The organism is Pseudomonas brassicacearum (genome assembly GCF_000585995.1).
In the GTDB taxonomy this organism is placed as follows: domain Bacteria; phylum Pseudomonadota; class Gammaproteobacteria; order Pseudomonadales; family Pseudomonadaceae; genus Aquipseudomonas; species Aquipseudomonas brassicacearum_A.
Genome location: NZ_CP007410.1, coordinates 3,166,981 through 3,190,518, shown reverse-complemented (window position 1 = coordinate 3,190,518; position 23,538 = coordinate 3,166,981). Strand labels below are relative to the sequence as shown.

Sequence of the window (23,538 nt, the reverse complement as noted above, 5' to 3'; positions counted from 1 at the left end):
CGCGCGTTCTTTGGGGGACTTGCTTGAGTTGTCGGGATTTTGCGTTTTATTTGATCCGGTAATGAAAGGTGTTACGCACCGCCGGCACTGTCACGGCTTTGCCTTCGATAATCCGCGGTTGGTAGCGGAAGGTCTGGGCGGCGGCCAGGGATGGTCGGATGAACAGCGGGTGGCAACCGTCGAGCACTTTGGGGCTGTCGATCCGTCCGTCCGGCGTCACGCTGTATTCGACGGTGCAGTCGCCTTCCAGTCCCTTGTCCAGCGCCCGTTGCGGATAGTCGGGGGCTTGTTTGCTCAGCGGTTGATAGCTGCGGCTGTCAGCGGCGGCCAGGCGGGCCTGCTCGGCGCGCTGTTGTGCGAGCGCTTGCACCTGTTGTGCCTGACGTTGTCGTTCGGCGGCCTTTTGCTCAGCTTCGTGCTGGCGTCGCTCGCTCTCCTGGCGTTCACGTTGCTGCTGGGCTTGTTGCTCGCGTTTCTGATCCTCGACCCGTTTGCGGGCCAGGGTCGCCTGTTCCAGTCTTTGCGCCTGGACACGCGGGTCCACGACGGGTTTGGCTGCTGCAGGGCGTGGCATTTCAACCGGCACCGGGGCGGACTCCACCGGTGGCGCTGCAACAGGGGCTGGTGCAGGTGCAGGAGTTACGGGCACCGGTGACGCAGGCAACATCACCAGTTGCGTATGCAGCACCCGAGGCGCCTGGGCAGCGGGTTTCTCCGCGGTCCAGCCCAACACCAGCAACCCTACCGCCCCCACGTGCAACGCCACGGCGAGCCCTGCCGCGAGGCTGTTTCTCCAAACGCCATGGCGTGTCAACGCGGGAAAGTGCAGAGAGGGGGTATGCATGATCATCGCCGTCATTGCGGTGCCTCGGTCACCAAGCCCAAGTTGCTCACCCCGCCCCGCTGCAAAGCAGCCATGGCCGCGACGACTCGGCCGTAGTCGGCGTGATCGTCGGCACGGATATACACCTGGGTGTCGCTGCGCTCGGCAACGACTTGCGCCACCTTGGTGCTCATCTGGTCCAGGTCCACGGCGCTGTCGGTCTGGTTGCGGGTATCCAATTCGCCGCCAAGGTTCCAGTAATAACCACCCTCGGCCTTCACCGACAGGGTCAGGATCTGCTGACGTTTGTCATTGGGCAGTGCCTCACTGGCGACCTTGGGCAGTTCGACCTTCACGCCCTGGGTCAGCATCGGTGCGGTGACCATGAATATCACCAACAACACCAACATCACGTCGATGTAGGGCACTACGTTCATTTCGGCCTTGGGCCCGTGCTTGCGTTGCGGCTTGACTAACATCTGCCCTCTCCTCTCAAGCGGCCGCGGCCAGGTTCACCGAGGCACCGTGCAGCTTGTGGTGCAGACGTGCCTGCAATTCGTTGCCGAAGGCGTAGTAGCGGGTCAACAAGGTCTGGCCGCGGGCGGCCAAGCGGTTATAGGCAATCACCGCTGGGATCGCCGCGAACAGGCCGATGGCCGTGGCGATCAACGCTTCGGCGATGCCCGGCGCAACGGTGGAAAGGCTGGCCTGTTGTACTTGGGATAGGCCGATAAAAGCGTTCATGATTCCCCAGACGGTACCGAACAGGCCGATGTAAGGGCTGACCGAACCGACAGTGGCAAGAAACTGCAAGCCTTTTTCCAACTGCACTTCCTGTTCACTGATCGCCACCTGCAGCGAGCGCTCGACGCCTTCAAGCACAATTTGCGGAGCGCTCGAAGGTTGGTTCAGTTGAGTGAAGGCCAACAAACCCGCCTGGAAAATCGGCGTTATGCCGCCGCCTTCCTCCCGCCCCTGTGCGGTCTCCCGATACAGGGGCAGCAAGTCCTGGGTGCTGCGCAAGCGTTGCATGAAGCCCTTGAGCTGGCGCTCGTCGCGTTGCAACACGGCGCTGCGCTGGATGATCAGGTACCAGCTCAGCAGCGAGGCCAGCAACAGCGTGAGCATGACCGCCTTGACCAACAGACTCGCGTCGCTGATCAGGCCCCAAATTGTCATGTGTTCCAAAGTAGCGTGCATGGTTGAAATTCCTGTCTGGCTGCTATTCGATGAGATGTTCGTGACCGGTTGATGACAACGTTGCTCAAGGCAGGCGTAGCGCTTTTGCCACCTCGGCCCAGGGCACGAACTTGAAATTCTGGGTTTGCTCGGGCATGCGCTTGCGCCCGTCCTGGACCACCAGCATCCCTTGGTTCCAAGGCCCGCCCAGATTCACCGAGGTGACTTCCAGGCCATCGGTTTCCGAGGCGCCGTCAATGCCTGCGGCGGCGTTCAAGCCCACTCGAAAAGCCCCACGTATGGCATAGGGTGGTTCGGCATCGAGCACCAGGTAACTGTCGTTGCCCTGGCTGGACACCACCAGGTAGTCACGGTCCGCGCTGCGGTACAGGGCGATCCCCTCGACGTCGGCGTGCAACTGCGAGCCAACCTTGATCACGCTGTTCAATGTCGTCGGCTGGTCGGCCCGGGCGTCCACTGCCCAGACACCCACATCTTCTTCACCGAGAAACAAGCGTTGGCGCAGGTCATCGACGACGCAACCTTCGGGTTGGCTGTCGACGCTGAACTGACGCACCAGTTCACCTTTCGCCACACCGTCCGCTGCACTGAGGCGGTACTGCAAATAGCGACCGTCCTTACCGTTGGCGAAGGCATACAGTTCACCTTCGTTGGGCTGGAACAGACAGACGCCATAGATTTCCTCGAGCGACGTAGGAATCTCGCCGGCCTCGCGCAATTCGCCGTGGGTTCGGTCAATGCTGAACAGGCTGAGGCTGTTGCGATCACGGTTACTGGCCACCGCCAGATCGACGGTCTGCGTGCCCAGCTTGAAGTTCGCCCGCACATCGACGTTATTCAGGCGCCCGACCGGGAGTTCCTGCAGCAACTTGCCGTGCAGGTCATAGGCCAGCAGGCCTTGCTTCTTGTTGGTACCCAGGACCCGGCTCGACCCAGGCGTGGTCGGATGCACCCATATCGCCGGGTCATCGGCCGCATCACCCTGACGGGCCACCGGTTCACTCTGAACAATGGCGGACACCGTGGGCAGTGCCGGCGACAAAGGCATTGGCGTGGGTTGCCAGTTGATTTCGCCTTGGTACAGGCGCCCATTGTCATCGTCTCGCAGCAGCACTTCGATACCGGTTTTCGTCGGGCGTACCGCCAGGTTCTCTGGCTCTTTCAGGCCCGGCAACGGCAAACTGACCTTGGCGCTCCAACCCTCGCCCTTTTGCTGATACAGATGCAGTTGGGCCGCGGCCGGGTCCAGGCCCAGCATGCCTCCCGGCAGTACCGCCATGGCGCCAGCGGCTTGCTGGATGTCGCCAAACGGCGCGCGCATCGCCACGGGGACACGAACGGCTTCGGCTTCGGCAGACGCCGGATAGACCCACCAGCCCACCCGTTGCTCGTTGACGAACAACTGATGGGCGCTGTCCTGCACCTGGCAGACCTTGGCGTCCGGTGGCAACGGCAGGCCGCGCACCCGTTGCGCGGTGTCGTTCAGGCGCTCGCCATTGCCGACCAGCCATTGCTCGCCTTTGCCCTCTTCACCGATCAGGAACACAAACAGGTTGCTCGCTTCATCGCGGTACAGGCACAGGCCGTTGACCGGGAAGTCCCGTGTCGGCAGATACAGCGGCGTTCCCCATTGGCGCTTCTGCGGATCCAGGCTGACCAGCAACGCTTGCTGACGCGTAGTGTCGAGGCTGGCGACCAGAACGTTCGTCCCCAGGGACCGGCTGTCGAGGTCCTCGAAGCTGCCCTTCAGGCGCGCCAGTTCACGGCCTTGGGCATCGAGCAGCAACAAACCCTCACGGGCACTGGCCAGGCGCTCGGTCGTCGAATGGCCGGGCACAAAGGCCAAGGCGTTAAGCGACAGGTCCTGGGGCGCAGGCCAGGGTTGCAACTTCAGGTTGAGGCCGGCGGCAGCCGCCAAGGCTGGGACCGTGGCCAAGCTGACGAGCATCGCCAGCAGGTAACGCTTGGGTAAAAACAACATCGTGTTCAATCGGAAAATCCTTGTCATTGAGCCGGGTTCAAACAAGTGTGTCGGGCACTTAGTGGCGAGGGGATTTATCCCCGCTGGGGCGCGAAGCGGCCCCATCCAAGATGTCTGACACACCGCACAGTCAGGTCTTTGGGGCTGCTACGCAGCCCAGCGGGGATAAATCCCCTCGCCACAGGTGATCAGCATCGGAACCTAGAAATGGGTGAAGGTCAGGCCCAGCTTGTAGGTCGGGCCGTACTCTTCGTACTGGCCGTTGTAGGAGCGATGGCCGGTGTAGACGAAATACGGCTCGTCGGTGAGGTTCTGCGCCTCCAGGCTGACTTGCAGGTTTTTGGTCAACGAATAGCGGGCACTGAAGTCGACGAAGGTCTGGGCGTCGACGTGCAGGTCATGGTCACGGTCGCTGATGGACGCCAGTTCATAGAGGTAGGCCGACTTGTAGTTGGCTGACAGACGCAGGCTCAGCTTGTCGCCTTCCCAACCCAGCATCAGGTTGCCCACCGTGTCCGACTGGTTCGGCAGGTCAATGCTGCGTTTGCGCTGGGTGCCGCTGGCCTGGTCAAAGCCTTCGATCTCGGCGTCCGAGCGACTGAAGGTGGTATTGGCGCCCAGCAGCAATCCATTCCAGGGCGCCGGCAGCCAATCGAATTTTTGTGAGTAGGCCAATTCCAGGCCATAGAGCTTGGCGCTGTCGCCATTGGCGTAGCTGTGGGCTTCGGCGAAATCGGTCCAGGCGCCCGTGCCCGCCAGGTCAGTGTTGTAGACGAAGTTCTTGATGTCCTTGTAGAACACGAAAGCCGAGACGGTACCGGCGCGCCCCATGAAATGCTCGATCCCCAGGTCCAGGTTGCTCGACTCCAGCGGCTTGAGCTGCGGGTTGCCAAAGGTCGCTTCGTCATCGTCGATGACAAAGCCCGGCGCCAGCTGCCCGAAAGTCGGGCGCACCACGGCCTTGGTCCACGCCGCGCGCACCTGGGTGTTCTTGTCCAGTTGGTAGCGCGCATGCAGGCCCGGCAGCCAATGGTGATACTTGCGACGGGTCTCGGTGTCGGTAAATACACCATCGGTGACGCCCGTGCCCTTGGCATCGAACTCGGTACCCTCATAGCGCATGCCGGCAATGAAACGCCAGTCGTCGATGTCGACGGTGTTCATCAGGTAAGCGGCGTTGATGTCCTCGCTCATCTTGAAGTCGTTGACCCGCGACTCCTGCTCGTCAAAAAAATCATCGCGATTGAGGCCGCCCAGCAACTGCTTGATAGCATCGGTGCTGATGCCAGGACCGAATCGCCCAAGTCGATAATCGATAGTGCCCTTCTGGAATTGCCCGAGGTTAAGCTGATCATCGCTGAAACCCAGACTGTCAAAGTCCTCGTAGACCCAAGCGTCAAGGTCGTTATCCTTGTCGCGTCGGCTGACTTTGCCACCGAATTTGACTTGGGACGCATACCCTCTGAAGTCGTAGTCCCGGGCCAGGTCCAGGCGCAAGTTTTTCTCGGTGTCTGTGGTTTTCTGCTGTTCCCAATCCACCTTGTCGAGGCTGAAGTTGGCAGGGTCGTAGAACCCCGGGCTGATGATCGGCCGTGGTTTGTCGTTGTCGTAGAAGCCGCCGTTGAAACCGTCGATGCCTTCGAAGGTGGCACCGGCGATGTGGCCGGGGCTGTCTTCGCTCGATTGGCTGTAGCCGCCCTGGCCACTGAGTGTCCAGAGCCCGAACATGCGTTCGCCGCCGAGCACGTAGGATTGGATTTCCTGGGTTTCTTCACGTTGCTTGAGTTTGCGTTTGCCCTCGGCGTCTCCCAGCTCACCCGCGGCTTGCGGGTCTTCAAAAGCGATACTGGCGGCGTTGCGGGTTTCGCTGTCTTTGTAGCGGCTGTACAGCGTGCGCAGGTAATAGCTGCTGAAATCGTCAGGCTTGTAGTCGAAGTTCAACCCGCCCCCGGCCCGCTCGCGACGGATGTCGTAATCGCGCTGTTCGAACTCTTCGAGGCGTGAGCCTTGCTCGAAATCCCAGGCACCGCCGGTTTCGACGTTATCCGAACCGAAGTCGCGCTTCTGCCAGCTCAACGCGGCGGCCACGCCGAAGTTGTCGATACCGTCGCCAAGGCTGAAGCGGTCGCTGATGGCGCCCGAGAATTTGGGGCTGGTCTGGCCGGTGTTCTTGTCGTAACTGGCTTCGCTGCTGCCGGTGTAGAACAGTCCCATGTGGTCGAAGGCCGAGAGGCTTTTGACGTCCACCGTGCCGCCCAGGGAGTTGGCGTCCATATCTGGCGTCAGGGTCTTGATCACCGACAACGACTGCACCAGCTCCGAGGGCAGCACGTCCAGGGCAACGGCCCGACGTTCGCTTTCTGGAGCCGGCACCAGGGTGCCGTTGATGGTCACGCTGTTAAGGTCCGGCCCCAGGCCCCGCACACTGACAAAACGGCCTTCACCCTGGTCGCGCTCGACGCTGACACCCGGCAGGCGTTGCACCGCTTCGGCGACGTTTTCGTCCGGCAGCTGCGCCACGCCGTCGGCATGCACCACGCTCTTGATGCTGTCGGCGCTGCGTTGTTCCTTGAGGGCCTGGTCGATGCTGGCGGCCTGACCGACCACCTCGACGTGCTCAGTGGCCGCCTGCTCGGCGGCGCTCAGTCGCTCGCTGGCAACGGCCATCGCCAACGCGGTAAACGTGAAACCGACGAGCCCGACGGTGCTTGTGCGGTGGTGCATGGTGGTCCTCCCCCAGGAATCCGAACATCCGCCAGGCAATGGCCCGGCAACTGGGAGGGCACGCTAGGGGTGGGGGATGACGGTTCTGTGACAGGAGGGCGACTACTGGGCCTATAAAGGCTGTTTAGAGCGGGTTGATTGGCCAGAGTGAGCTGAAATGACCTTTTCCCGCGGTCCAAAGAATCTGAAGTCGGTCAACTTGTGGCGAGGGGATTTATCCCCGCTGGGCGCGAAGCGCCCCCCTTCATGTTGCCTGCCACACCGCGATGCCTGATTTCAGGGTCGCTTCGCAACCCCGCGGGGATAAATCCCCTCGCCACAATGGGTATGCCATGAAGTCGGATAGATGCGCGGTCGCTACAAAAAAAACCGACAACCGATGAGCTGATTCGACCTGTCCCAGCCATTCGCCCCTCGTCACCGCACTGTCACATTCATCTGCTGTGCTGGGCCGCATTCCGCTTCTGGCAAAGGATTCCGGCCATGTTCTCCGTGCTCCGCCCGCACCGTTTAAAACTCGCCCTGCTTCTGCTGGCGGCCAATCTCGGGTTGATCCTGCACTTGGCCTGCGGCGAGCTCAAACCCGTCACGCAGTGGGTCTGGCTGGATATTCTCGGCGAAGGTGGCTCGGCGCTGCTGGCGCTGGTCTGGCTGGGCCTGGTGCTCAAAAGCCGCCCGGCCGGGCGTGTGACCAGTTACTTGATCCTGGGATTGGGCTGTATCTTCTTTTCCTGGTGGATCGACGCCCTCGACGAATTCATCCGCCTGCCCGACAGCATCACCTGGGATCACTGGCTGGAATCCGCGCCGATGCCGGTGGGCATGATTCTGCTAACCCTTGGCATTTATCACTGGCACCGGGAACAGTTGGCAATCAACGGACAGATGGAGAAGCGCGAGCGGCTGTTCCGCGAACACCGTTTATTCGACAAGCTCACGCCCCTGGGTGGGGCCGACTTTTTCAAGCAGGAACTGTCCGCCAGCCTGGAAGACAGCAAACGGCGTGAGCAGCCCTTGTCATTGCTGGCATTGGACCTGGATAACTTCACCGCCATCAACCAGCGTTTCGGCCATGGCGAGGGCGACGCCGTGCTCCAAGCCGTCAGCCAGTTGTTGGTGCTGAACCTGCGTCGTCAGGATCTGCTCTGTCGACTGGCCGGTGATCGCTTTGTGGTGCTGCTGCCCGACACCGGCGAGAGTCAGGCCCAGCGCCTGGCGCTGGAACTGGAAGTGGCGGTTCGCAGCCTGGCCCACAAAACCCGGCAACACGGTGAGCGGTTGCGACTGGCCGCCAGTACGTCGGTGGTGATGGCGTTCGACGAATCCGCCGAAATCTTGCTCAAACGCCTCAACCTGACGCTGGCCCAGTCCCGAACCACGCTGGCAAAAAGTGCCTGAGGCCGTTCCATGACGCTCAAGACGTGCTGGTACGAAGCCGACAGTCGTTTCATCCCCGGGCACTATCAGCCTGCCGCGCTGATCGACCTGGCGTTATCGCGGGACATCGACAGCCATCGCCTGCTGCGCGGTACCGGGTTGTTCCACGACGATATCCTGGCCGGCCAGAGCCGCATCAGCCCGCAGCAGTTCATAGGCCTGATCGACAACAGCCGGCGCCTGCTGGACGCCAACGACAGCAGTTTCCTGTTCGGCCAACGGCTGTTGCCGGGGCACTACGGACCGGCCAGCCATGCCTTACGCCACGCGCAGAACCTTCATCAGGCCCTGGACACCCTGATTGACCAACAGGCCTTGCTCAGCCCGTTGGCTGCACCGCGCCTATTGTTGGACGAGCAATATGCCTATGTGCATTGGCTGGACAGCTGCGGCGCCGACGAACATTGGCGCTTCGTGTTGGAGGCAAGCATGACGTCGATGGTCGCGATGAGTGCTTGGCTCAGCGGTGAGCGCCTGCCCTGGCAGTGCACTTTTCGCCACAGTGAGCCGCGTTACGTCGAGCAGTATTGGGTGCACCTGAGCGAACAGACGCAGTTCAACCGACCGCTGGACCTGATGCGCCTGCCCCGCCACTTCCTGACCAAGCCCTGGCCCAACGTGTCTGCCACCGCCGCTCAGGTGGCGCGAAGCGAGGCGCGAAACCAGCTCGACCAACTGGGCTTTGCCTCAAGCTTTGTCGATTGTGTCTACGATCACCTGCGCGCCCATGTCCAGCAAACGCCAAGCCTGGAACAAACCGCCCAGACCTTCGCCATGAGCCCGGCGACCCTCAAGCGCAAACTGCATAAGCACCACACCGGTTTCCAGCAACAGGTCGACCGCGTACACACCCATGTGGCGTTGTACCTGTATCAGGTCAAGGGGTTCAGCAACGAAGAAGTGGCGCAGTATTTGAGCTTCAACGACACGGCTAACTTCCGGCGCTCGTTCAAGCGCTGGACCGGTAGCACGCCGAACCTGATTCGGCAGTTGCTGATGCTGGGGTGAGGCTGTTGGAGTGGAAATGCCTTATGGCAAACAGCTGTTGTGGAGAAGAAGCTTGCTCCCGCTTGGCTGGGCAGCGACTGTGAAATCGTGGGGCCGCTGCGCAGCCCAGCGGGAGCAAGCTCCCTCGCCACAAGAGCCGTTGTGACTTGAACAGCGCGGGCTCAGTGCCCGCGAATGTAGTGTTCCAACTGACGGATAAGGTCTGCCTGTTCGACGATGGCCTCTTTCACCAGGTCGCCAATCGACAACAGGCCGATCAACTGCCCGTTATCCAGCACCGGCAAGTGCCGCAAGTGGCTGTCGGTCATGACTTCCATGCAGCGGTCGATGCTCTGCTGGCTGTCGGCGGTGATGACCGGAGCGCTCATGATGGTGCGTACCGGCGTGCCCACTGACGAGCGACCCTTGAGCACCATCTTGCGCGCATAGTCCCGTTCGCTGAACACACCAATTACCTGGCCGTTCTCGATTACCGGCAGCGCACCGACGTTTCTATCGGCCATGATTTGCAGGGCTTCGAGCACCGTCTGTTCCGGTGCAATGCTGTGGACCTGCTGGTTTTGCACACTCTTGAGCCTTACCAGTTGAGCGGCGGTTTTCATTGCTTATCCCCACATTCAGCCAAAGACATGCTTGAACACCATGTCTGCCAGGTAAAACATCCCGTGTGGGAGCGAGCTGCTCGCGATCGCGTTGGATCAGCAGCATTGGTATTGACTGATACACCGCTATCGCGAGCAAGCTCGCTCCCACAGGTTTTCATGCAGCGTTCAACTCACGGATCAGTCTTCGCCGATCTCTACCACATCGCCATTCAAACGCACCGGCCACACCCGCAGGCGCTGTTCCGGGTATTCCAGGCAATGACCGTCTTCCAGGCGGAAATGCTGTTTGTACATCGGTGAGGCAATCACCAGATCACCCTTGATATTGCCCAGCAACCCGCGACCGATTACGTTCGCGCCGGATTTGGGGTCACGGTTGTCGATGGCGTACAGCGGCTTGTCCTCATGCTCCGGCAGATAGAGCAACGCCACTTGGCTGCCGTCGTGCCAGGCGACCACGCCGGAGTTGGGTACCAGGTCGTCGCGGCTGCACAGGGCACGCCACTGCAAGGGCTCCTGGGCGACATCACGGACGGGAATACGAACGACGTTTGACTGGCTCATCAGAGCACCTCCTCGGTGACGGGAATCAGGTGAAGTTCGCCGGCGTGAACCGGCCGACGCTGGCCGCGTTCGCGGACAAAATGAACGTCCGGATCGCCGCGCTTGTCGTTGACGAACGTGCGGAAACGCTTGAGTTTGTCCGGATCCTTGAGGGCGTTGGCCCACTCGCATTCATAGCGGTCGACCACCAGTTGCATCTGTGCTTCGAGCTCGGCGCCCAGGCCGAGGCTGTCATTGATGATGACGTCCTTGAGGTAGTCCAGGCCGCCTTCCAGGCTTTCGCGCCAGACCGATGTGCGTTGCAATTTGTCGGCAGTGCGGATGTAGAACATCAGGAAGCGGTCGATGTAGCGGATCAGCGTGGCGTCATCCAGGTCGGTGGCGAACAGCTCGGCGTGACGCGGGCGCATGCCGCCGTTGCCAGCCACGTAGAGGTTCCAGCCCTTCTCGGTGGCGATCACGCCGACGTCCTTGCTCTGGGCCTCGGCGCACTCGCGGGTGCAACCGGACACGGCGAACTTGAGCTTGTGGGGCGAGCGCAGGCCTTTGTAGCGATCCTCGATGGTCAGGGCCATTTGCACGCTGTCCTGCACGCCGTAGCGGCACCAGGTGCTGCCCACGCAGGATTTCACCGTGCGAGTGGATTTGCCGTAGGCGTGGCCGGTTTCGAAACCGGCTTCGATCAGCTCGGACCAGATGTCCGGCAACTGGTGCAACTGGGCGCCGAACAGGTCGATGCGCTGGCCGCCAGTGATCTTGGTGTAGAGGTCGTATTTCTTCGCGACCACGCCGATGGCGATCAGCTTGTCGGCAGTGATTTCACCACCGGCAATACGCGGCACCACTGAATAAGTGCCGTTTTTCTGCATGTTCGCCATGAACGTGTCGTTGGTGTCCTGCAGCGACACCAGGGACGGGTCCATGATCGGCTGGTTCCAGCACGACGCGAGGATCGAGCCCACCGCTGGTTTGCATAGGTCGCAGCCGGTATGCCCGCGACCGTGCTTGGCCAACAGTTCTTCGAAGCTGATGATGCCTTCCACCCGCACCAGGGCGTACAACTCCTGGCGGGTGTAGGCGAAGTGTTCGCACAGGCTCTTGTCGACACTGACGCCGCGGGCAATCAATTCATGCTCGAACACTTGCTTGACCAGGGCCGCGCAACCACCGCAACCGGTGCCAGCCTTGGTGTCGCACTTGAGTTGGCCCAGGTCGGTGCAACCGCCGTCGATAGCCGAGCAGATCGAGCCCTTGCTGACGTTGTGGCACGAGCAAATGGTGGCCGCTTCCGGCAGCGCTGCCGGACCCAGGGTCGGGGCGCCTTCAGACGATGGCAGAATCAGGCTGGCCGCGTCCTTGGGCAGTGCGATGCCGTTCTGCATGTATTGCAGCAAGGTATCGTAGTAGCTGTTGTCGCCCACCAACACCGCGCCGATTACGCGCTTGCCGTCGGCGTCCACCACCAGTCGCCGGTAGCTGGCGCTGGTGCCATCGATGAACTGAAAGCTGCGCGAACCCGGTGTGTTGCCGTGGGCGTCGCCGATGGAGCCGACGTCGACACCGAGCAACTTGAGTTTGGTGGACATGTCGGCGCCGGTGAAGGCTTCGCCGCTTTCTCCGCACAAGCGGGCTGCCACGTTGCGGGCCATCTGGTAACCCGGGGCGACCAGGCCGAAGATGCTGCCGTTCCAGGCCGCGCATTCGCCGATGGCGTAGATGTCCGGGTCGCTGCTCAGGCAATGGTCATCGATCACCACGCCGCCACGTGGGCCGATCTGCAGGTCACTCTGGCGCGCCAAGGCATCCTGGGCGCGGATACCGGCGGAAAACACGATGAGGTCAGTTTCCAGGAAATCGTCGTTGCCGAAGTTCATCCGATAGCGGTACTGCTCGCCGGCACTGATGGACTGGGTGCCCTTGGACAGGTGCACGCCGACACCCAGCTTCTCGATGCGAGCCTTGAGGGCCAGGCCGCCCTGCTCGTCCAGCTGCACCGGCATCAGCCGTGGGGCGAACTCGACCACGTGGGCTTCCAGGCCGAGGGTCTTGAGGGCGTTGGCCGCTTCCAGGCCCAACAGGCCACCACCGACCACCACACCACGGCGGGCGTTGTTGGCGACGGCACGGATCGCGTCCAGGTCTTCAAGGGTGCGATAGACCAGGCAGGAATCCCCTTCGGCGCCTTCGATCGGTGGCACGAACGGATAGGAGCCGGTGGCGAGCACCAGTTTGTCGTAGCTGATGCGGTCCCGGGCGGTGACGACCTGACGGGCCTGGCGATCGATCTCCAACACCGGCACGCCCAGGTGCAGCGTGACACCTGGCGTCTGGTACAGCGACGCTTCACCGAGGGCCAGGGATTCGGCATCGCGGCCAGAGAAGTACTCGGACAAATGCACGCGGTCGTAGGCGCGCATCGGTTCTTCGCTGAACACATGCAGGTGGTAATGCTTGAGGGCACCGCGCTCGATCAATTGCTCGACGCAGTGATGGCCGACCATGCCATTGCCGATCACGATCAGCGTTTGCAGCTTGTTCAGAGAAGCAACGTTGGAATTCATAAAAAGCACCCGACAAAAGCCCATCACGATTTTGAAAGCAAAAAAAAGACGCCTGAAACCTTGCGGTTCCAGGCGTCTTTGCCTGTTCTGTGCGGTATCGATCCGGCGACTGCGCCTTGATCTACCGTTATCTCCCGGCCTGCTGGCTCTCGATCTTCGTTGACCGACGGGGCTGCCCACTCGATTGTGTTCAGGGTGGGCCTGGATACCCTCTTGCAGCGAGCGTGCCAAGCCTTATCAACATCGAAGTTTTACCGCCCTCTCGACACCGGTCTTCTCCGCTAAGCCCCGTGGGAGTGGGCTTGCGCGCGAAAATATCCGTTCAGTCACCCGTTGCAAACAAGCGCTGACCTGGCGTTTCGCATGCGCTGACAATTGCCTTCCCATGGTGCGACCTCCCTGCCTGGGGCTTCATAAAAGTGCAGCCTGCCACCAAGCCCCTGTGTGCGGGCTCGCTCGTGAAAGCGGTGGATCAGTTGAGGAGATGTTGAATGTGCCGCCGTCTTCGCGAGCAAGCTCGCTCCCACAGGGTTCCTCGGCTGGGCGCAAGATCTGCGTCCACGCGTCATCTCATGGGGGAGCGAGCTTGCTCGCGATAGCGGCTGTTCAGTTTGAAGGGATGTCGACGGTTCTATCGACCATCGCAACGATGCTCACAAGAAGTTCTTCCTTGGCCTCGGCAGCGCTGATTTCGCCGGAGGCTGCCGCATTGGACAATGCTTCCGCTGCCCCCAGCATCCCCCGCAAGCCGGCTTGGCTGATGCCCCTCATGCCGGCGAACGGTTCCAGGACAGCCCGGCATTTCTCCAGAAAAATCCCCTCGTACTCCCGCTTGATCAGTTCCAGTTCCGGTGAACTGGTCAACGCCGCGATCACCCCTGGAATCTCGCGGCCTTGCAGCAGGACGCACTCCACGTAGGAAGAAGCAATCACCGTAGCCCGACTGAGCAATGTCGGTTCACTCGCTTCCAGGGCTGCATCCATGAGCGCGGTCTGGCGAGCATCGAAATCCTGATAAAGCGCCGCCAACAGGCCGGGCCGGGTGACGAAGTGGTTATAGACAATGGGCTTGGTCACCCCGGCCTGTTCCGCCAGCCGGGCCAGGGTCAGCGCTTCACTGCCCTCCTCTCGCACCAACCGCCAGGCGACATCCAGCAATTGCCGTTGCCGGTCATGCCGGGACAGACGGCGACGAGGTGACTGCGAATTTTCTTCGGGACTTGACATGCTAACTTTACCAACCGTAACTTACTAACCGTAACTTAACCCAGCATAGTGTCTTCAAGACCTCATGACCAGAAGGAGTTTCGCCATGCATGCACTTATTGTTGTGGCCCATCACGACCCTCACTCCCTCACCCATAGCCTGGCCGGGAAAATTGCCGAGGGCATCACTCGCGCCAATTCCGCCGATACGTTCGAGATCGCTGACCTGACCGCTGAAGGCTTCGATCCGCGTTTCGGTTTCGCCGACCACGCGGTCCATCATCGCGAGGCACTGCCGCCTGCAGATGTGTTGGCAGAGCAGGCCCGAATCGACCGCGCCGACGCGCTGGTGCTGGTCTATCCCATTTATTGGTGGTCGATGCCTGGATTGCTCAAGGGTTGGATCGACCGGGTATTTTCCAACGGCTGGGCGTTCGACTTCAGTCCCGATAAGCCGTTTATCCAGAAACTGCAGCATTTGCAGGTGCATCTGGTGGCAGTCGGTGGTGCCGATGCCGACTCATTCCTCCGTCACGGCTATGGCGAGGCGATGACCACGCAGATCGACCATGGCATTTTCGATTACTGCGGCGCCCGGGTGGTGAGTTCCCAACGTTTGCTCGACTCGGAAACCCTCGATCCCAGGCAGCACTTGGAGGCTGCTGGCGTAATCGGCCAGCGCCTGTTCGCGTCAGCCGACGAAGCGACTCAGGTGCACCGCACTGCCGCCTGGGTTTGACCTCAGAGGGCACGGCCTCGGGCGGCAGATAGCATCGGATCGCGCCCATAGATATCCGGGATGTACACCGGCTGGCCCTGGTTATCCGCCTGGACGGTCCAGTAGCCCAGCAGGATCGGCATGGGCTTGGCCAGCCTGAACTCATGGGTCAACTCGGTGGCCAGCAGCGTGTCGGTGCGGGTCCGTTCGGCCGGGCTCACCAGCAGGTCTCGCAAGTGCATCACTTGCTCGATCCGCACGCAGCCTGAACTGAACGCCCGCGGGCCTTTGCTGAACAGTGCCTGGCTGGGCGTGTCATGCAGGTACACGGAGAACGGATTGGGGAAACGGATCGCCATCTTGCCCAGCGGGTTCTTCGGACCTGGGTCCTGGCGCAGCATGAGATCGCCGGGGTGCTCCCAGTCGATATCCGCCGCCATCAGCGGCAAGCCATCACGGTCGAGAATCCTCAGGTTGTGTCGGCTGAGAAACTCCGGATCGCGGCGAATCTCGGGCAGTTTGTCCTCGCGCATGATGGTCGGCGGAATGGTCCAGGTCGGATTGAGCGTCAGGCGGGTGACCCGGGACTTGATCAACGGCGTTTGCCGCTGCGCGCGGCCGACCTGGGTGCGGGTCTGCCAGACCGGCGCGCCGCCCTGGTAAACCGTCAGTTGGGCCGCCGCCACGTTGACCAACACGCTGTCGGGCTCCAGATCCTGGGCCAGCCAACGCATGCGCTCCAGGTTGATGCGCAACTGCTCGCGGCGCATCGCCGGGCTGATGTTCAGCTCGGTGACGGTCCACTGCCCCACCACACCATCGGCCTGGAGTGAATGCTGGAGCTGGAAGTTCTTCATCGCGTCCACCAGCGTCGAGCTGTAATGCTCGTCGCCGCTGAGCGGCGGCGCGCTCAGGTAACCTTCGTTGAACAGCCGCTGGGCCAGGGCGGGCACCCGGGCATCCCGTTTGTCCGGTTGCAACAGCGGACCGCCGGGCACTGCCTGCCAGTCGGATAACGGCTGTTGCCGTAGCCGGGCGTAGAGGTCGCGCAGGTTGCGATAAAGCGCCAGGCTCGGCCGCGCCTGTTCAAAAGCCCCGGCGAGGTTGTCCGGGCCCGGTCCGGCGATGGCCAGCACCGCGGCCTGACGGTCTTGGGGCTGCGGGTTGGCCTTCCACACCGGCTCCAGACGGTCCTGGGGCAAATAGCCGAAACGCAGGTCATGCAAGGCTTGCAAGTAGCGTTGGCTGATGGCGATGTCGACGCATTGGGCGTTCTGGGCTGTGCCTTCGAGCGGCAGGCTGTAGCGCGTCGGATCCAGTCCGTCATCGGCTAACTGCTGCAACTGGACCTGCAAGCTTCTCAACCGCTCATCGTCCGCCCAGACCGCCTGGCCTGCGTTTTGCTGATAAAACGCCTGCAAGTTGAGCATCGTCGGAAAGTCGACGCCCGCCGCCACTTCCGGGCAGGCGACCGACAATTGTGCCAATGTGGTTTGCACGCGTGTCGGCTCACCGTCCTCGGCTGTCGCGACCAATGGCGCCGTGAGCAACAAAAGGCTCAGGTAACATGCGGACTTTTTGAACAACTGCTTTACTCCACTCCATGGCCGTCTCGTTGACGGTTAACTTTGCGACAGGTACGACCCGCCATCATGCAAACGAACAAAAACGGACGGGATGCCGCAACTCAACACCACCGTGGGCTTTTTTCATCCGTGCTCAGCGTATTGCGCCAATTTTGCCTGATCATGACGGGCCTTGGCGTGATGTGCAGCCCAGCGCTGGCCGAAAAGGCCAATTCTCAACTTCTTTACAACAGCCTCGCCCACGCAGCGCCGGAACTCAATCCCCAAGCACTCAAAAGTGCCTTGAGCGCCATGCAATGCGCGGTCGCCAATGGCGCCACCCAGGCCCGTCACCTGGCGGTGATCGATTACTCGCAGCCGTCCACGGCCCGTCGCCTGTGGATCTTCGACTTGCGCCAAAAGAAATTGGTATTGCGCGACTTGGTGGCCCATGGGCAGAAATCCGGGGAAAACTTCGCCACGCAGTTTTCCAATCGCCTGGGCAGCTACCAATCCAGCCTGGGGCTGTTTCGCACCCAGGAAAGCTACCAGGGTACCCACGGCTATTCGCTGCGCATGGACGGTCTGGAGCCGGGCTTCAATGACCAGGCCCGAGATCGCGCCATCGTGATCCACGCCGCCGACTACGTGAACCCGCTCTGGAGCGTGCGCCAGGGCCGCATCGGCCGCAGCCAGGGTTGCCCTGCCGTTCGTCCGCAGGTGGCACGCCAGGTGATCGACAAGCTCAAGGGCGGGCAATTCATGTTTTCCTGGTACCCGGAGCCGAATTGGCTCAAGCGTTCGGCGTACCTCAACTGTCAGCCGCAACAGGTCGCCAGTATTCTTGCGACCAGTGGTGGCTAGGCAACGGGCCTGTGGCGAGGGAGCTTGCTCCCGCTGGGTCGCGCAGCGGCCCCAAAAAAGCGATGAGCACTTCGCACTCAAGCGGGAGCAAGCGCCCTCGCCACCAGGGTCACGGGGTGGTTAGAATGCCGGCCCTTCGAATTGCTGGCCTTTGCGATGAACCCTGAAGCCCTTCAAACCCTGCAGACTCATTTACTGACGGCGCTGGCGTCTGCGCCCGAAGAAACCCGGCGCCTGTTCCATGGCCGTGGGCGCTGCTGGCCGGGGCTGGAGCAGATCACCGTCGACTGGCTGCAAGGGGTGGTGCTGGTCTCGTTGTTCAAGGAGCCGGAGCCGACACAACTGGATGGCTTGACCTCGACGTTGCTGGCCCTGACCACCTCGCCTGCCTGGCAACACAGCGCCGCCCATACCCTGGCCGTGCAGCATCGCTACCTGCCGCAGAGCCTCACTCAATGGCTGGTGGGCGAGCCGATCGACGAATGGACCCTGACCGAAGGCGGCCTGCGTTACCGCATCGACCTGGGCAAGAAGCAGAATAACGGCCTGTTCCTCGACATGCGCTACGGCCGCGACTGGGTACGGGCCAACGCCAGCGCCAAGCGCGTGTTGAACCTGTTCGCCTACACCTGCGGCTTCTCGGTGGCGGCCATCGCTGGCGGGGCGCGGCATGTGGTGAACCTGGACATGTCCCGCGCCGCCCTCAGTCGTGGTCGCGACAACCATCGCCTGAACGGCCATGACCTGGGTCAGGTGAGTTTCCTCGGCCACGATTTGTTCAAATCCTGGGGCAAGGTGATCAACAGCGGGCCGTACGACCTGGTGATCATCGATCCGCCTACGTTCCAGAAAGGCAGTTTCCTACTGACCAAGGATTACCAGCGCGTCCTGCGCCGCCTGCCGGAACTGCTGACCGTCGACGGCACGGTCCTGGCCTGCAGCAACGACCCGGCCACCGGCCCGGACTTCCTCATCGACGGCGTCACCCGCGAAGCACCGGGCCTGACGTTCGAACAGCGGCTGGCAAATCCGCCGGAGTTTCCAGATGCCGACATGGCGTGTGGCCTGAAGGCGCTGGTGTTCAAAATGAGGGCGCCTGGCGATGGTTCTGATCAGTAAGCACGCAGCGCCCACCAAGGGCTGACCAGGTCAGTCGTGATCCGCCTCACCAAAGCTTCAATCTCCCGACTCTTGACCGAACGGTAGATGGCCATGGTGCGTCGCAACTGGTCTTCGCTGAGCATCACAGGCTGGCCGGCGGCCCAATCCACATCTGCCACCGCCTCGAGCCTCACACGGTGCCAGACGATTCCTCCAGGTAGGGTGACTGATTCCAGGGCACTGGGCAGGTCGGCGTCCGGCCGGGCCAGGTTATCCAGCAATACCTGGGGCCAATGGGAAGGGTCCACCGGCTCGCTGAAGGCATCCACCAGGTTGTCCTCCACCGAGTCCCAGATTGCCAGGCCGTCGGACCACTCGCGGGACATCAACCCCAGGTAGGGTCGCCAGGTCAGTTCGCCGACACGGGGTATTTGATCATTGCCGTTGAAGGAGTCCTGGGCGTCGCTGAGCCAGTTGATGAACCCTTCGCGCGTCATGGCTGCCTGGCGTTGGGAGGCCTCGGGATATTGATTGGCCAGCACTCGGTCCCAATAGTCATGATGGCGACCCAGGAAACTCGAAAAAGGCACCCCTTGGGGTTCGAGACGGGCGCGTTGAACCGCTTGGAACATCAGGAAATGCACCTCCAGTTCGCCGACGTCTGGCGTCTGCCTGTCCAGCACGCGTGCTTGCAAGCGTGTGCGCAGTTGAGCCAGTTGCTGGTCGAAATCCGTGATCCTGGCCGAGAGGTCGGCGTAGACATCCGGGAAACCGGTGTAGTACTGCAGGATGCTGGTCGCCCGTTGGCGATCTCCGGAGGCCAGCCCACCTGGCGCATCGGCATCGGCGTCGCGGATGAGGCCGGAGTACCAATCGATGAAGCGTCGCCCGCCGGCATCGTCGCGGGCCACTTCCAACGCCCGCTGGAGCCCATCGGAGTTTTCCAGCCAGTCGTCGACGGTGTAGCGAAAAGCCTGGGGGTCCACGGCACGCAGGATTCGGATCTGGGCGCTGGGTAGCGGATTATCTTCGAGCCAAAGCCCAAGGGTATTCCCCGTTGGCATGTTGTCCAGTGCCGGAATCAGATCACCCTGAATGTCAGTGATGCGGTTGCCCTTGAGGTCGAGGAAGAGCGCCTCGGATGAAGACTTGGATAACAGCCGCAGTGCCAGCGCTGGTACGCGGTCAAGCCCTGCGTTGGCCAGTTCCAGTGCCTCCAGGGCCACAAGCTCGGGCAGATCGGGTAAATCGCGGCAGTTGTTACCACTCAGGCGCAATTCCCTCAAGGTCGTGGCGGTCCGCAGGAACGCACTGCCCTCCTCATCCAGGCGCAGGCCGCAGCGAGCCAGGTCCAGGGTGCGCAATCCCGGTAAAGCGGTGATGGCTTGCAATTGCTCGGCGGTGAAATGCAAGTTGTCAGTCCATACCAGTTCCCCTAGCGAGGGCAGCTCCGCCAAGCGACCGATGGCCACGACTCTGTCGGCACTGGCGACGGCTTCGCCACTCACCTCGGACAGGTTCAGCTCCTGTAGACGGGGAGCGCGGTCGGCGCCCAGCAAGGGGGCGAACACTTCCGCGTCCAGGTTGAGCGGATTCCTGCCCAATGACAGCTCCACCAGATTGCGAAACTCGCCGGCCGCCGCTGGCACGGTGGTGAGATTATTGCCGTGCAGGCGCAGCGTCTCGATATTGGGAAACAGCCGCAGGAAATCCGAGGGGTCTTCACTCAAGCCCATGTGCGACAACATCAGCTCTTCGATATGGTCGAAACGCGCGCTGAGGGGAGGAAGCCGGCCGATGTCCCACCCCGACAGACGCAATATCAGCTCACTATCTTCCCGGTCCGGATCGGGTTCACGTCGCCAGGCCCGGCGGATTTCCCTCGTCACCGCCCTGCGCACCGAAATCACTTCATCACGGCTGTAACGGCTCTCGTTAGGGTGATGAAGGTCCTCCTCAACCTCCCATTGGCGCAGCCCTTCATCCAGGGTTGCCCATTCATTGGTCAAGCGGGTGACCAAGTCGTCGAGGCTGATGCCTTCTAGTCCGGCCTGCTCGGTCAAGCTACGTTGCAGCCCCTCGAAGGCGTCCCCGGCATAGTGGGGATACAGCCGTTCAAGGCGCCCTTGCAGGCTGCCAAGCCAGCGCTGCAACGGGAGTCGTCCACGTCCGCTCATGGGATAACCCAAGTATCCGTTCAGCCATTGCGGCCCCCCATTCATGTTGTCGAAGCGCTTGAGTCGCAGGTACGCACGCAAGCCCTGCCGATCGCCAAGGGCTTGTTCAAGAAGGGCCTCGCGCAGCTTGGTTGCGTCCCAGATATTCAAGCCCAACGCATTGCGTGCTTCGTCCGGCATCGCTCTGAGCAACGCTTCCTCCAGGCTCGAAGGCCCGGCCAGTTCGTTATCCGCTTCGTCAAAGGGAAGGTATTGGCCGTCCTCCTGGCGAATGAGTTTCAACGGCCCGACCTCTCCCACCGTGAGCGGGCCTCGCTGCTCGGGCGATGACAGACGCAGGTGCAGCCGACCGCGCAATCGCGCAGTGTTGCCAAGCAACCCCATGACAATGGCGTCCCGGTCGGCGCTGCTTTCGCCGCGTTCCAGGGCGCGCAAGGCACGGGTCAGGCGCAGCTCGCTCAGGGCTTCTACACATTGCTTGCCCAGACGCCCGGTAACACGCCCCTTAAGCAGGCGCAACCGGTCCTGGCCCTGAGCCTGGTTGGCCAGCTCGTTGGCCATGGACTCCGGCAAACCTGGGAAGGCACGCGCCACGGGAACGGCCAGCGGATCGAGCCCTGTGGGTCTGACCATGGCAGCGCTCGCTTGCGTCCCATGGTGGTCCAGATAATCGGACCAGCGCCTGGCCAATAACCGACTGCGCTCCACCGGGCGCAGGCCAAGGGGGCTCTGCCCCAGCAAAGTACGCTGTTCATCCATGCTCAGCCCAGCCAGGATGCGATCCGCCCAGGCGTCTTGCGCCAGGTCTGTGTCGTGCACGTCGAGCGCGCGCGTGGCGGCTGTGTCGCCTGCGGAGTGAGTCTGCTCGCCGTCGTGGTAACGCAGCCTCAGGTCCTTTGGCCAACCCGGCAGGTCCACGAGGGTTTGCGCGATTTGAACAGGCACATGCCCTGGCGCATCATCGCGGCGCAGACGCCCGATGGTCTGCTGCACCTTTTGCCAATTGCGCGCTTCGCTCAGGGCGTCGGCAAATAGCGCCGGCAGCGGCTGTCCTTCCACTTGCAGGTAACGCAGGTGCGCCTCGCTGATGCCGACCTGTCGCTGCAAGGCAAGGAGCATCTTGTCGTCCAGTTCGCCTGGCGTTTCAGCAAAGTCGCGCAGCAGTTCCAGGTTGCTGCGCTGCAACGGGTTACGGTGCGCCCATCGCCAGCCGCGGGCACGGCTCCATTCCAGCAGAGGCGTCACGCCTCGATGGTCGGCGGGCAGGCGCAAGCCCAAGGCATCGACGGTCCCTTGCACCTCGAAGTAACGGCCGTCAACCTGCACCCATGCCTGGTCCGCCGTGCGCCAGACGCCCCAGGCGTCCTGCTCGGCCTCCATGGGGGGCCGGCGCCGGGCCTGGAACGGCGTGACATCGCCGTTCCACAGACGCGTCGTACCGTCACGCACCGGCATGGGTTCAACGGCCCCGCCGATGAAACCGAGATAGGCGCCTTGAGCGATGCCAAACAAGACGTTGAAGATATGGTCGATGCCTTCCTGGGCGTGGTCTTCGTTGAACGCCTGGATACCTTCGAAGAATTCATACACCAGGCGCACCCCGCCCACCGCCGCTGCGGCCATGCCAATCGGCGCGCAAAACGGGATGAAGCTGACGGCCAGCATCAACGAGCGCTCGACGAGGCTTTCCCAATACTCGAGGCGAGCCAGCAGTGCCTGCCAGTCCTGATTCCTGGTGGGGACCATCAGCGCCGAGGCATTGGCCAGGGTGTGAGTGCGCCATTCGTGATAGCGATCGTCCCAGTGATTTTCGCGCACATCGCTGAGATTCCAGGGCACGTGGGGCGCTGGCACCCGAATGCGTCGGGGGTTGCCATCCTCACCCAGCTCGCCCTCTCGCCAGCCGGTAATGCGAGCGTGGATTTCCTGAAAGAGATTGAGGTTGTCCTTTACTTCCCACTCCACCTGATCATGCAGGGCATCACCTAGTTGGGCCTGCAGGCGCATCGGGAGGTAACGCATCAGGCTCTGGCGGTAACTGCGTTTGCGCACCCGCTCGGTCAACTGAGCGGCCATGGCCTGCAAGCTGGGAAATTGCTTGATGGGCGCCACCACGTCATGAGGCAGGTGCAAGACCACCGGGCGCACGCCTTTGGCATCTGCTGCCAGGCCCCAATACACCCGAGCGCCGAACAGCGGCGCCGACAGCACCTCCAGCGCCTTGACTTCACAAGCCAGAGGCGCCACGAGTCGATCTTCAAGCTGTACCCCGACATAAGCCAGCAATCGCTCACCCGTTTCGTCCAGGCGTCCATCCAGCTTCGCCTCGTAGGCGTCATAGGCGAGCTGGCTACGTGCGTAGGCCCTGTAGGCCTTGGCGACGGAGGGCACCTCCCTGCCGATACGCGGCAGCCGCTGCTCGAGCAAATGCTGATAAGCCCCGCCCACATCCACCTGTCGACAGAGCCGCGCGAAGCTGGCCGGGGTCGTGGGCAGCGCCGCCGTGGCTGACGGTGCTCCCCAACGGCTGAACTCTCCAGGCTTGCCCTTGATGAAAAGCTCGCCGTGTTTATCAAACTCACTGCCGGCGCTCGCATCAGCGGGAGGGTAATTGCGCATGGCCGCTTCGACCACCGACAGCGAGGCGCCGAAGGGATCGCGCTTGACCCGCGCCCGACGTACCGCAGCCGCGACACCGCCAGTGCCATTCACCGGCCCCCAGGCTTGTACCTGCGGCTGAGCCTGCAACAGGTCGCGCGCAAAGGTATCGGGGGCCGGCAAGTCGATCATCAGCGCATTGAGGGTGTCACTGTCGCGCTGCAACTGCTGGGTGAGGACCTTGAAACGTTTCTGATGGGCCCGCGAAGCGTGTTTCAACCAGATGGGCAGCCTGGCGTGGATGAACTCGACATGGGTCTCGAGTGTGGACATGTTGGGCCTCCTTCCTTGGGGGCGATTGAATGCGTTGACGCTGGCCGATGCTCTCCAAACCGATCGGTTTTTG

16 protein-coding genes are annotated in these 23,538 nt (G+C 62.0%); 5 read left to right on the top strand and 11 right to left on the bottom strand.

Annotation, left to right across the window (positions count from 1 at the left end):
* Positions 1–46: 46 nt before the first annotated feature.
* The 5 genes from CD58_RS13855 to CD58_RS13835 all read right to left on the bottom strand — a co-directional run bounded on the left by CD58_RS13855 (position 47) and on the right by CD58_RS13835 (position 6,728).
* A complete protein-coding gene (locus CD58_RS13855) occupies positions 47–859 on the bottom strand; it encodes an energy transducer TonB (RefSeq protein ID WP_025213594.1) in 813 nt (270 codons plus the stop codon).
* Positions 856–1,302, bottom strand: a complete 447-nt coding sequence (tolR, locus tag CD58_RS13850) for a protein TolR (RefSeq protein ID WP_025213593.1) — start codon at positions 1,300–1,302, stop codon at positions 856–858. Before tolR ends, CD58_RS13855 begins: the two co-directional genes overlap by 4 nt.
* Before the next feature lie 13 nt (positions 1,303–1,315).
* On the bottom strand, positions 1,316–2,023 hold the full coding sequence (gene tolQ, locus CD58_RS13845; protein ID WP_025213592.1) for a protein TolQ: 708 nt from the start codon (positions 2,021–2,023) through the stop codon (positions 1,316–1,318).
* Positions 2,024–2,087: 64 nt separating this feature from the next.
* Entirely contained in the window at positions 2,088–4,004 is a 1,917-nt protein-coding gene (locus CD58_RS13840; protein WP_419178838.1) for a phytase, read from the bottom strand.
* A 201-nt stretch (positions 4,005–4,205) separates the two neighbouring features.
* Complete coding sequence (locus CD58_RS13835; RefSeq protein WP_025213590.1) at positions 4,206–6,728, bottom strand: TonB-dependent receptor; 2,523 nt, start codon at positions 6,726–6,728, stop codon at positions 4,206–4,208.
* Positions 6,729–7,211: 483 nt separating this feature from the next.
* Between CD58_RS13835 and CD58_RS13830 the strand changes: the two genes are divergently transcribed.
* Positions 7,212–8,126 (top strand): GGDEF domain-containing protein, encoded by a 915-nt coding sequence (locus tag CD58_RS13830; RefSeq protein WP_025213589.1) that lies wholly within the window; start codon positions 7,212–7,214, stop codon positions 8,124–8,126.
* 9 nt (positions 8,127–8,135) lie between these two features.
* Positions 8,136–9,173 (top strand): AraC family transcriptional regulator, encoded by a 1,038-nt coding sequence (locus CD58_RS13825; protein ID WP_025213588.1) that lies wholly within the window; start codon positions 8,136–8,138, stop codon positions 9,171–9,173.
* Between the two features lie 161 nt (positions 9,174–9,334).
* Here CD58_RS13825 and CD58_RS13820 read toward each other — a convergent pair whose 3' ends face one another.
* The 4 genes from CD58_RS13820 to CD58_RS13805 all read right to left on the bottom strand — a co-directional run bounded on the left by CD58_RS13820 (position 9,335) and on the right by CD58_RS13805 (position 14,130).
* The gene (locus CD58_RS13820; protein ID WP_025213587.1) at positions 9,335–9,775 is read right to left on the bottom strand and encodes a CBS domain-containing protein; all 441 of its coding nucleotides are present in this window, start codon (positions 9,773–9,775) and stop codon (positions 9,335–9,337) included.
* Positions 9,776–9,955: 180 nt separating this feature from the next.
* Positions 9,956–10,342, bottom strand: coding sequence for a nitrite reductase small subunit NirD (nirD, locus tag CD58_RS13815; RefSeq protein ID WP_025213586.1), 387 nt, complete (start codon positions 10,340–10,342; stop codon positions 9,956–9,958).
* Positions 10,342–12,903 (bottom strand): nitrite reductase large subunit NirB, encoded by a 2,562-nt coding sequence (gene nirB / locus CD58_RS13810; RefSeq protein ID WP_025213585.1) that lies wholly within the window; start codon positions 12,901–12,903, stop codon positions 10,342–10,344. Before nirB ends, nirD begins: the two co-directional genes overlap by 1 nt.
* Positions 12,904–13,509: 606 nt before the next feature.
* Complete coding sequence (locus CD58_RS13805; protein ID WP_025213584.1) at positions 13,510–14,130, bottom strand: TetR/AcrR family transcriptional regulator; 621 nt, start codon at positions 14,128–14,130, stop codon at positions 13,510–13,512.
* Between the two features lie 85 nt (positions 14,131–14,215).
* Between CD58_RS13805 and CD58_RS13800 the strand changes: the two genes are divergently transcribed.
* On the top strand, positions 14,216–14,848 hold the full coding sequence (locus CD58_RS13800; RefSeq protein ID WP_025213583.1) for an NAD(P)H-dependent oxidoreductase: 633 nt from the start codon (positions 14,216–14,218) through the stop codon (positions 14,846–14,848).
* 2 nt (positions 14,849–14,850) lie between these two features.
* On the opposite strand, the gene CD58_RS13795 is transcribed toward CD58_RS13800, so the two are convergent.
* Positions 14,851–16,413, bottom strand: a complete 1,563-nt coding sequence (locus tag CD58_RS13795) for a L,D-transpeptidase family protein (RefSeq protein WP_025213582.1) — start codon at positions 16,411–16,413, stop codon at positions 14,851–14,853.
* A gap of 162 nt (positions 16,414–16,575) precedes the next feature.
* On the opposite strand from CD58_RS13795, the gene CD58_RS13790 reads away from it, so the two are divergent.
* Positions 16,576–17,256 carry a murein L,D-transpeptidase catalytic domain family protein gene (locus CD58_RS13790; RefSeq protein ID WP_419178837.1) on the top strand — a complete coding sequence of 227 codons (681 nt, stop codon included), beginning with the start codon at positions 16,576–16,578 and terminating at the stop codon, positions 17,254–17,256.
* Positions 17,257–17,412: 156 nt separating this feature from the next.
* The gene (locus CD58_RS13785; RefSeq protein ID WP_025213580.1) at positions 17,413–18,375 is read left to right on the top strand and encodes a class I SAM-dependent methyltransferase; all 963 of its coding nucleotides are present in this window, start codon (positions 17,413–17,415) and stop codon (positions 18,373–18,375) included.
* Here the strand turns inward: CD58_RS13785 and CD58_RS13780 are convergent.
* Complete coding sequence (locus CD58_RS13780) at positions 18,369–23,465, bottom strand: dermonecrotic toxin domain-containing protein (protein ID WP_025213579.1); 5,097 nt, start codon at positions 23,463–23,465, stop codon at positions 18,369–18,371. The two genes, CD58_RS13785 and CD58_RS13780, sit on opposite strands and share 7 nt — an antisense overlap.
* Between the last annotated feature and the right edge of the window lie 73 nt (positions 23,466–23,538).

Excerpts from the sequence above, each read along its gene's own strand:
- CD58_RS13855 (WP_025213594.1), bottom strand. The coding sequence starts at position 859 with ATGACGGCGATGATCATGCATACCCCCTCTCTGCACTTTCCCGCGTTG.
- tolR (WP_025213593.1), bottom strand. The coding sequence starts at position 1,302 with ATGTTAGTCAAGCCGCAACGCAAGCACGGGCCCAAGGCCGAAATGAAC.
- tolQ (WP_025213592.1), bottom strand. The coding sequence starts at position 2,023 with ATGCACGCTACTTTGGAACACATGACAATTTGGGGCCTGATCAGCGAC.
- CD58_RS13840 (WP_419178838.1), bottom strand. The coding sequence starts at position 4,004 with ATGTTGTTTTTACCCAAGCGTTACCTGCTGGCGATGCTCGTCAGCTTG.
- CD58_RS13835 (WP_025213590.1), bottom strand. The coding sequence starts at position 6,728 with ATGCACCACCGCACAAGCACCGTCGGGCTCGTCGGTTTCACGTTTACC.
- CD58_RS13830 (WP_025213589.1), top strand. The coding sequence starts at position 7,212 with ATGTTCTCCGTGCTCCGCCCGCACCGTTTAAAACTCGCCCTGCTTCTG.
- CD58_RS13825 (WP_025213588.1), top strand. The coding sequence starts at position 8,136 with ATGACGCTCAAGACGTGCTGGTACGAAGCCGACAGTCGTTTCATCCCC.
- CD58_RS13820 (WP_025213587.1), bottom strand. The coding sequence starts at position 9,775 with ATGAAAACCGCCGCTCAACTGGTAAGGCTCAAGAGTGTGCAAAACCAG.
- nirD (WP_025213586.1), bottom strand. The coding sequence starts at position 10,342 with ATGAGCCAGTCAAACGTCGTTCGTATTCCCGTCCGTGATGTCGCCCAG.
- nirB (WP_025213585.1), bottom strand. The coding sequence starts at position 12,903 with ATGAATTCCAACGTTGCTTCTCTGAACAAGCTGCAAACGCTGATCGTG.
- CD58_RS13805 (WP_025213584.1), bottom strand. The coding sequence starts at position 14,130 with ATGTCAAGTCCCGAAGAAAATTCGCAGTCACCTCGTCGCCGTCTGTCC.
- CD58_RS13800 (WP_025213583.1), top strand. The coding sequence starts at position 14,216 with ATGCATGCACTTATTGTTGTGGCCCATCACGACCCTCACTCCCTCACC.
- CD58_RS13790 (WP_419178837.1), top strand. The coding sequence starts at position 16,576 with ATGACGGGCCTTGGCGTGATGTGCAGCCCAGCGCTGGCCGAAAAGGCC.
- CD58_RS13785 (WP_025213580.1), top strand. The coding sequence starts at position 17,413 with ATGAACCCTGAAGCCCTTCAAACCCTGCAGACTCATTTACTGACGGCG.
- CD58_RS13780 (WP_025213579.1), bottom strand. The coding sequence starts at position 23,465 with ATGTCCACACTCGAGACCCATGTCGAGTTCATCCACGCCAGGCTGCCC.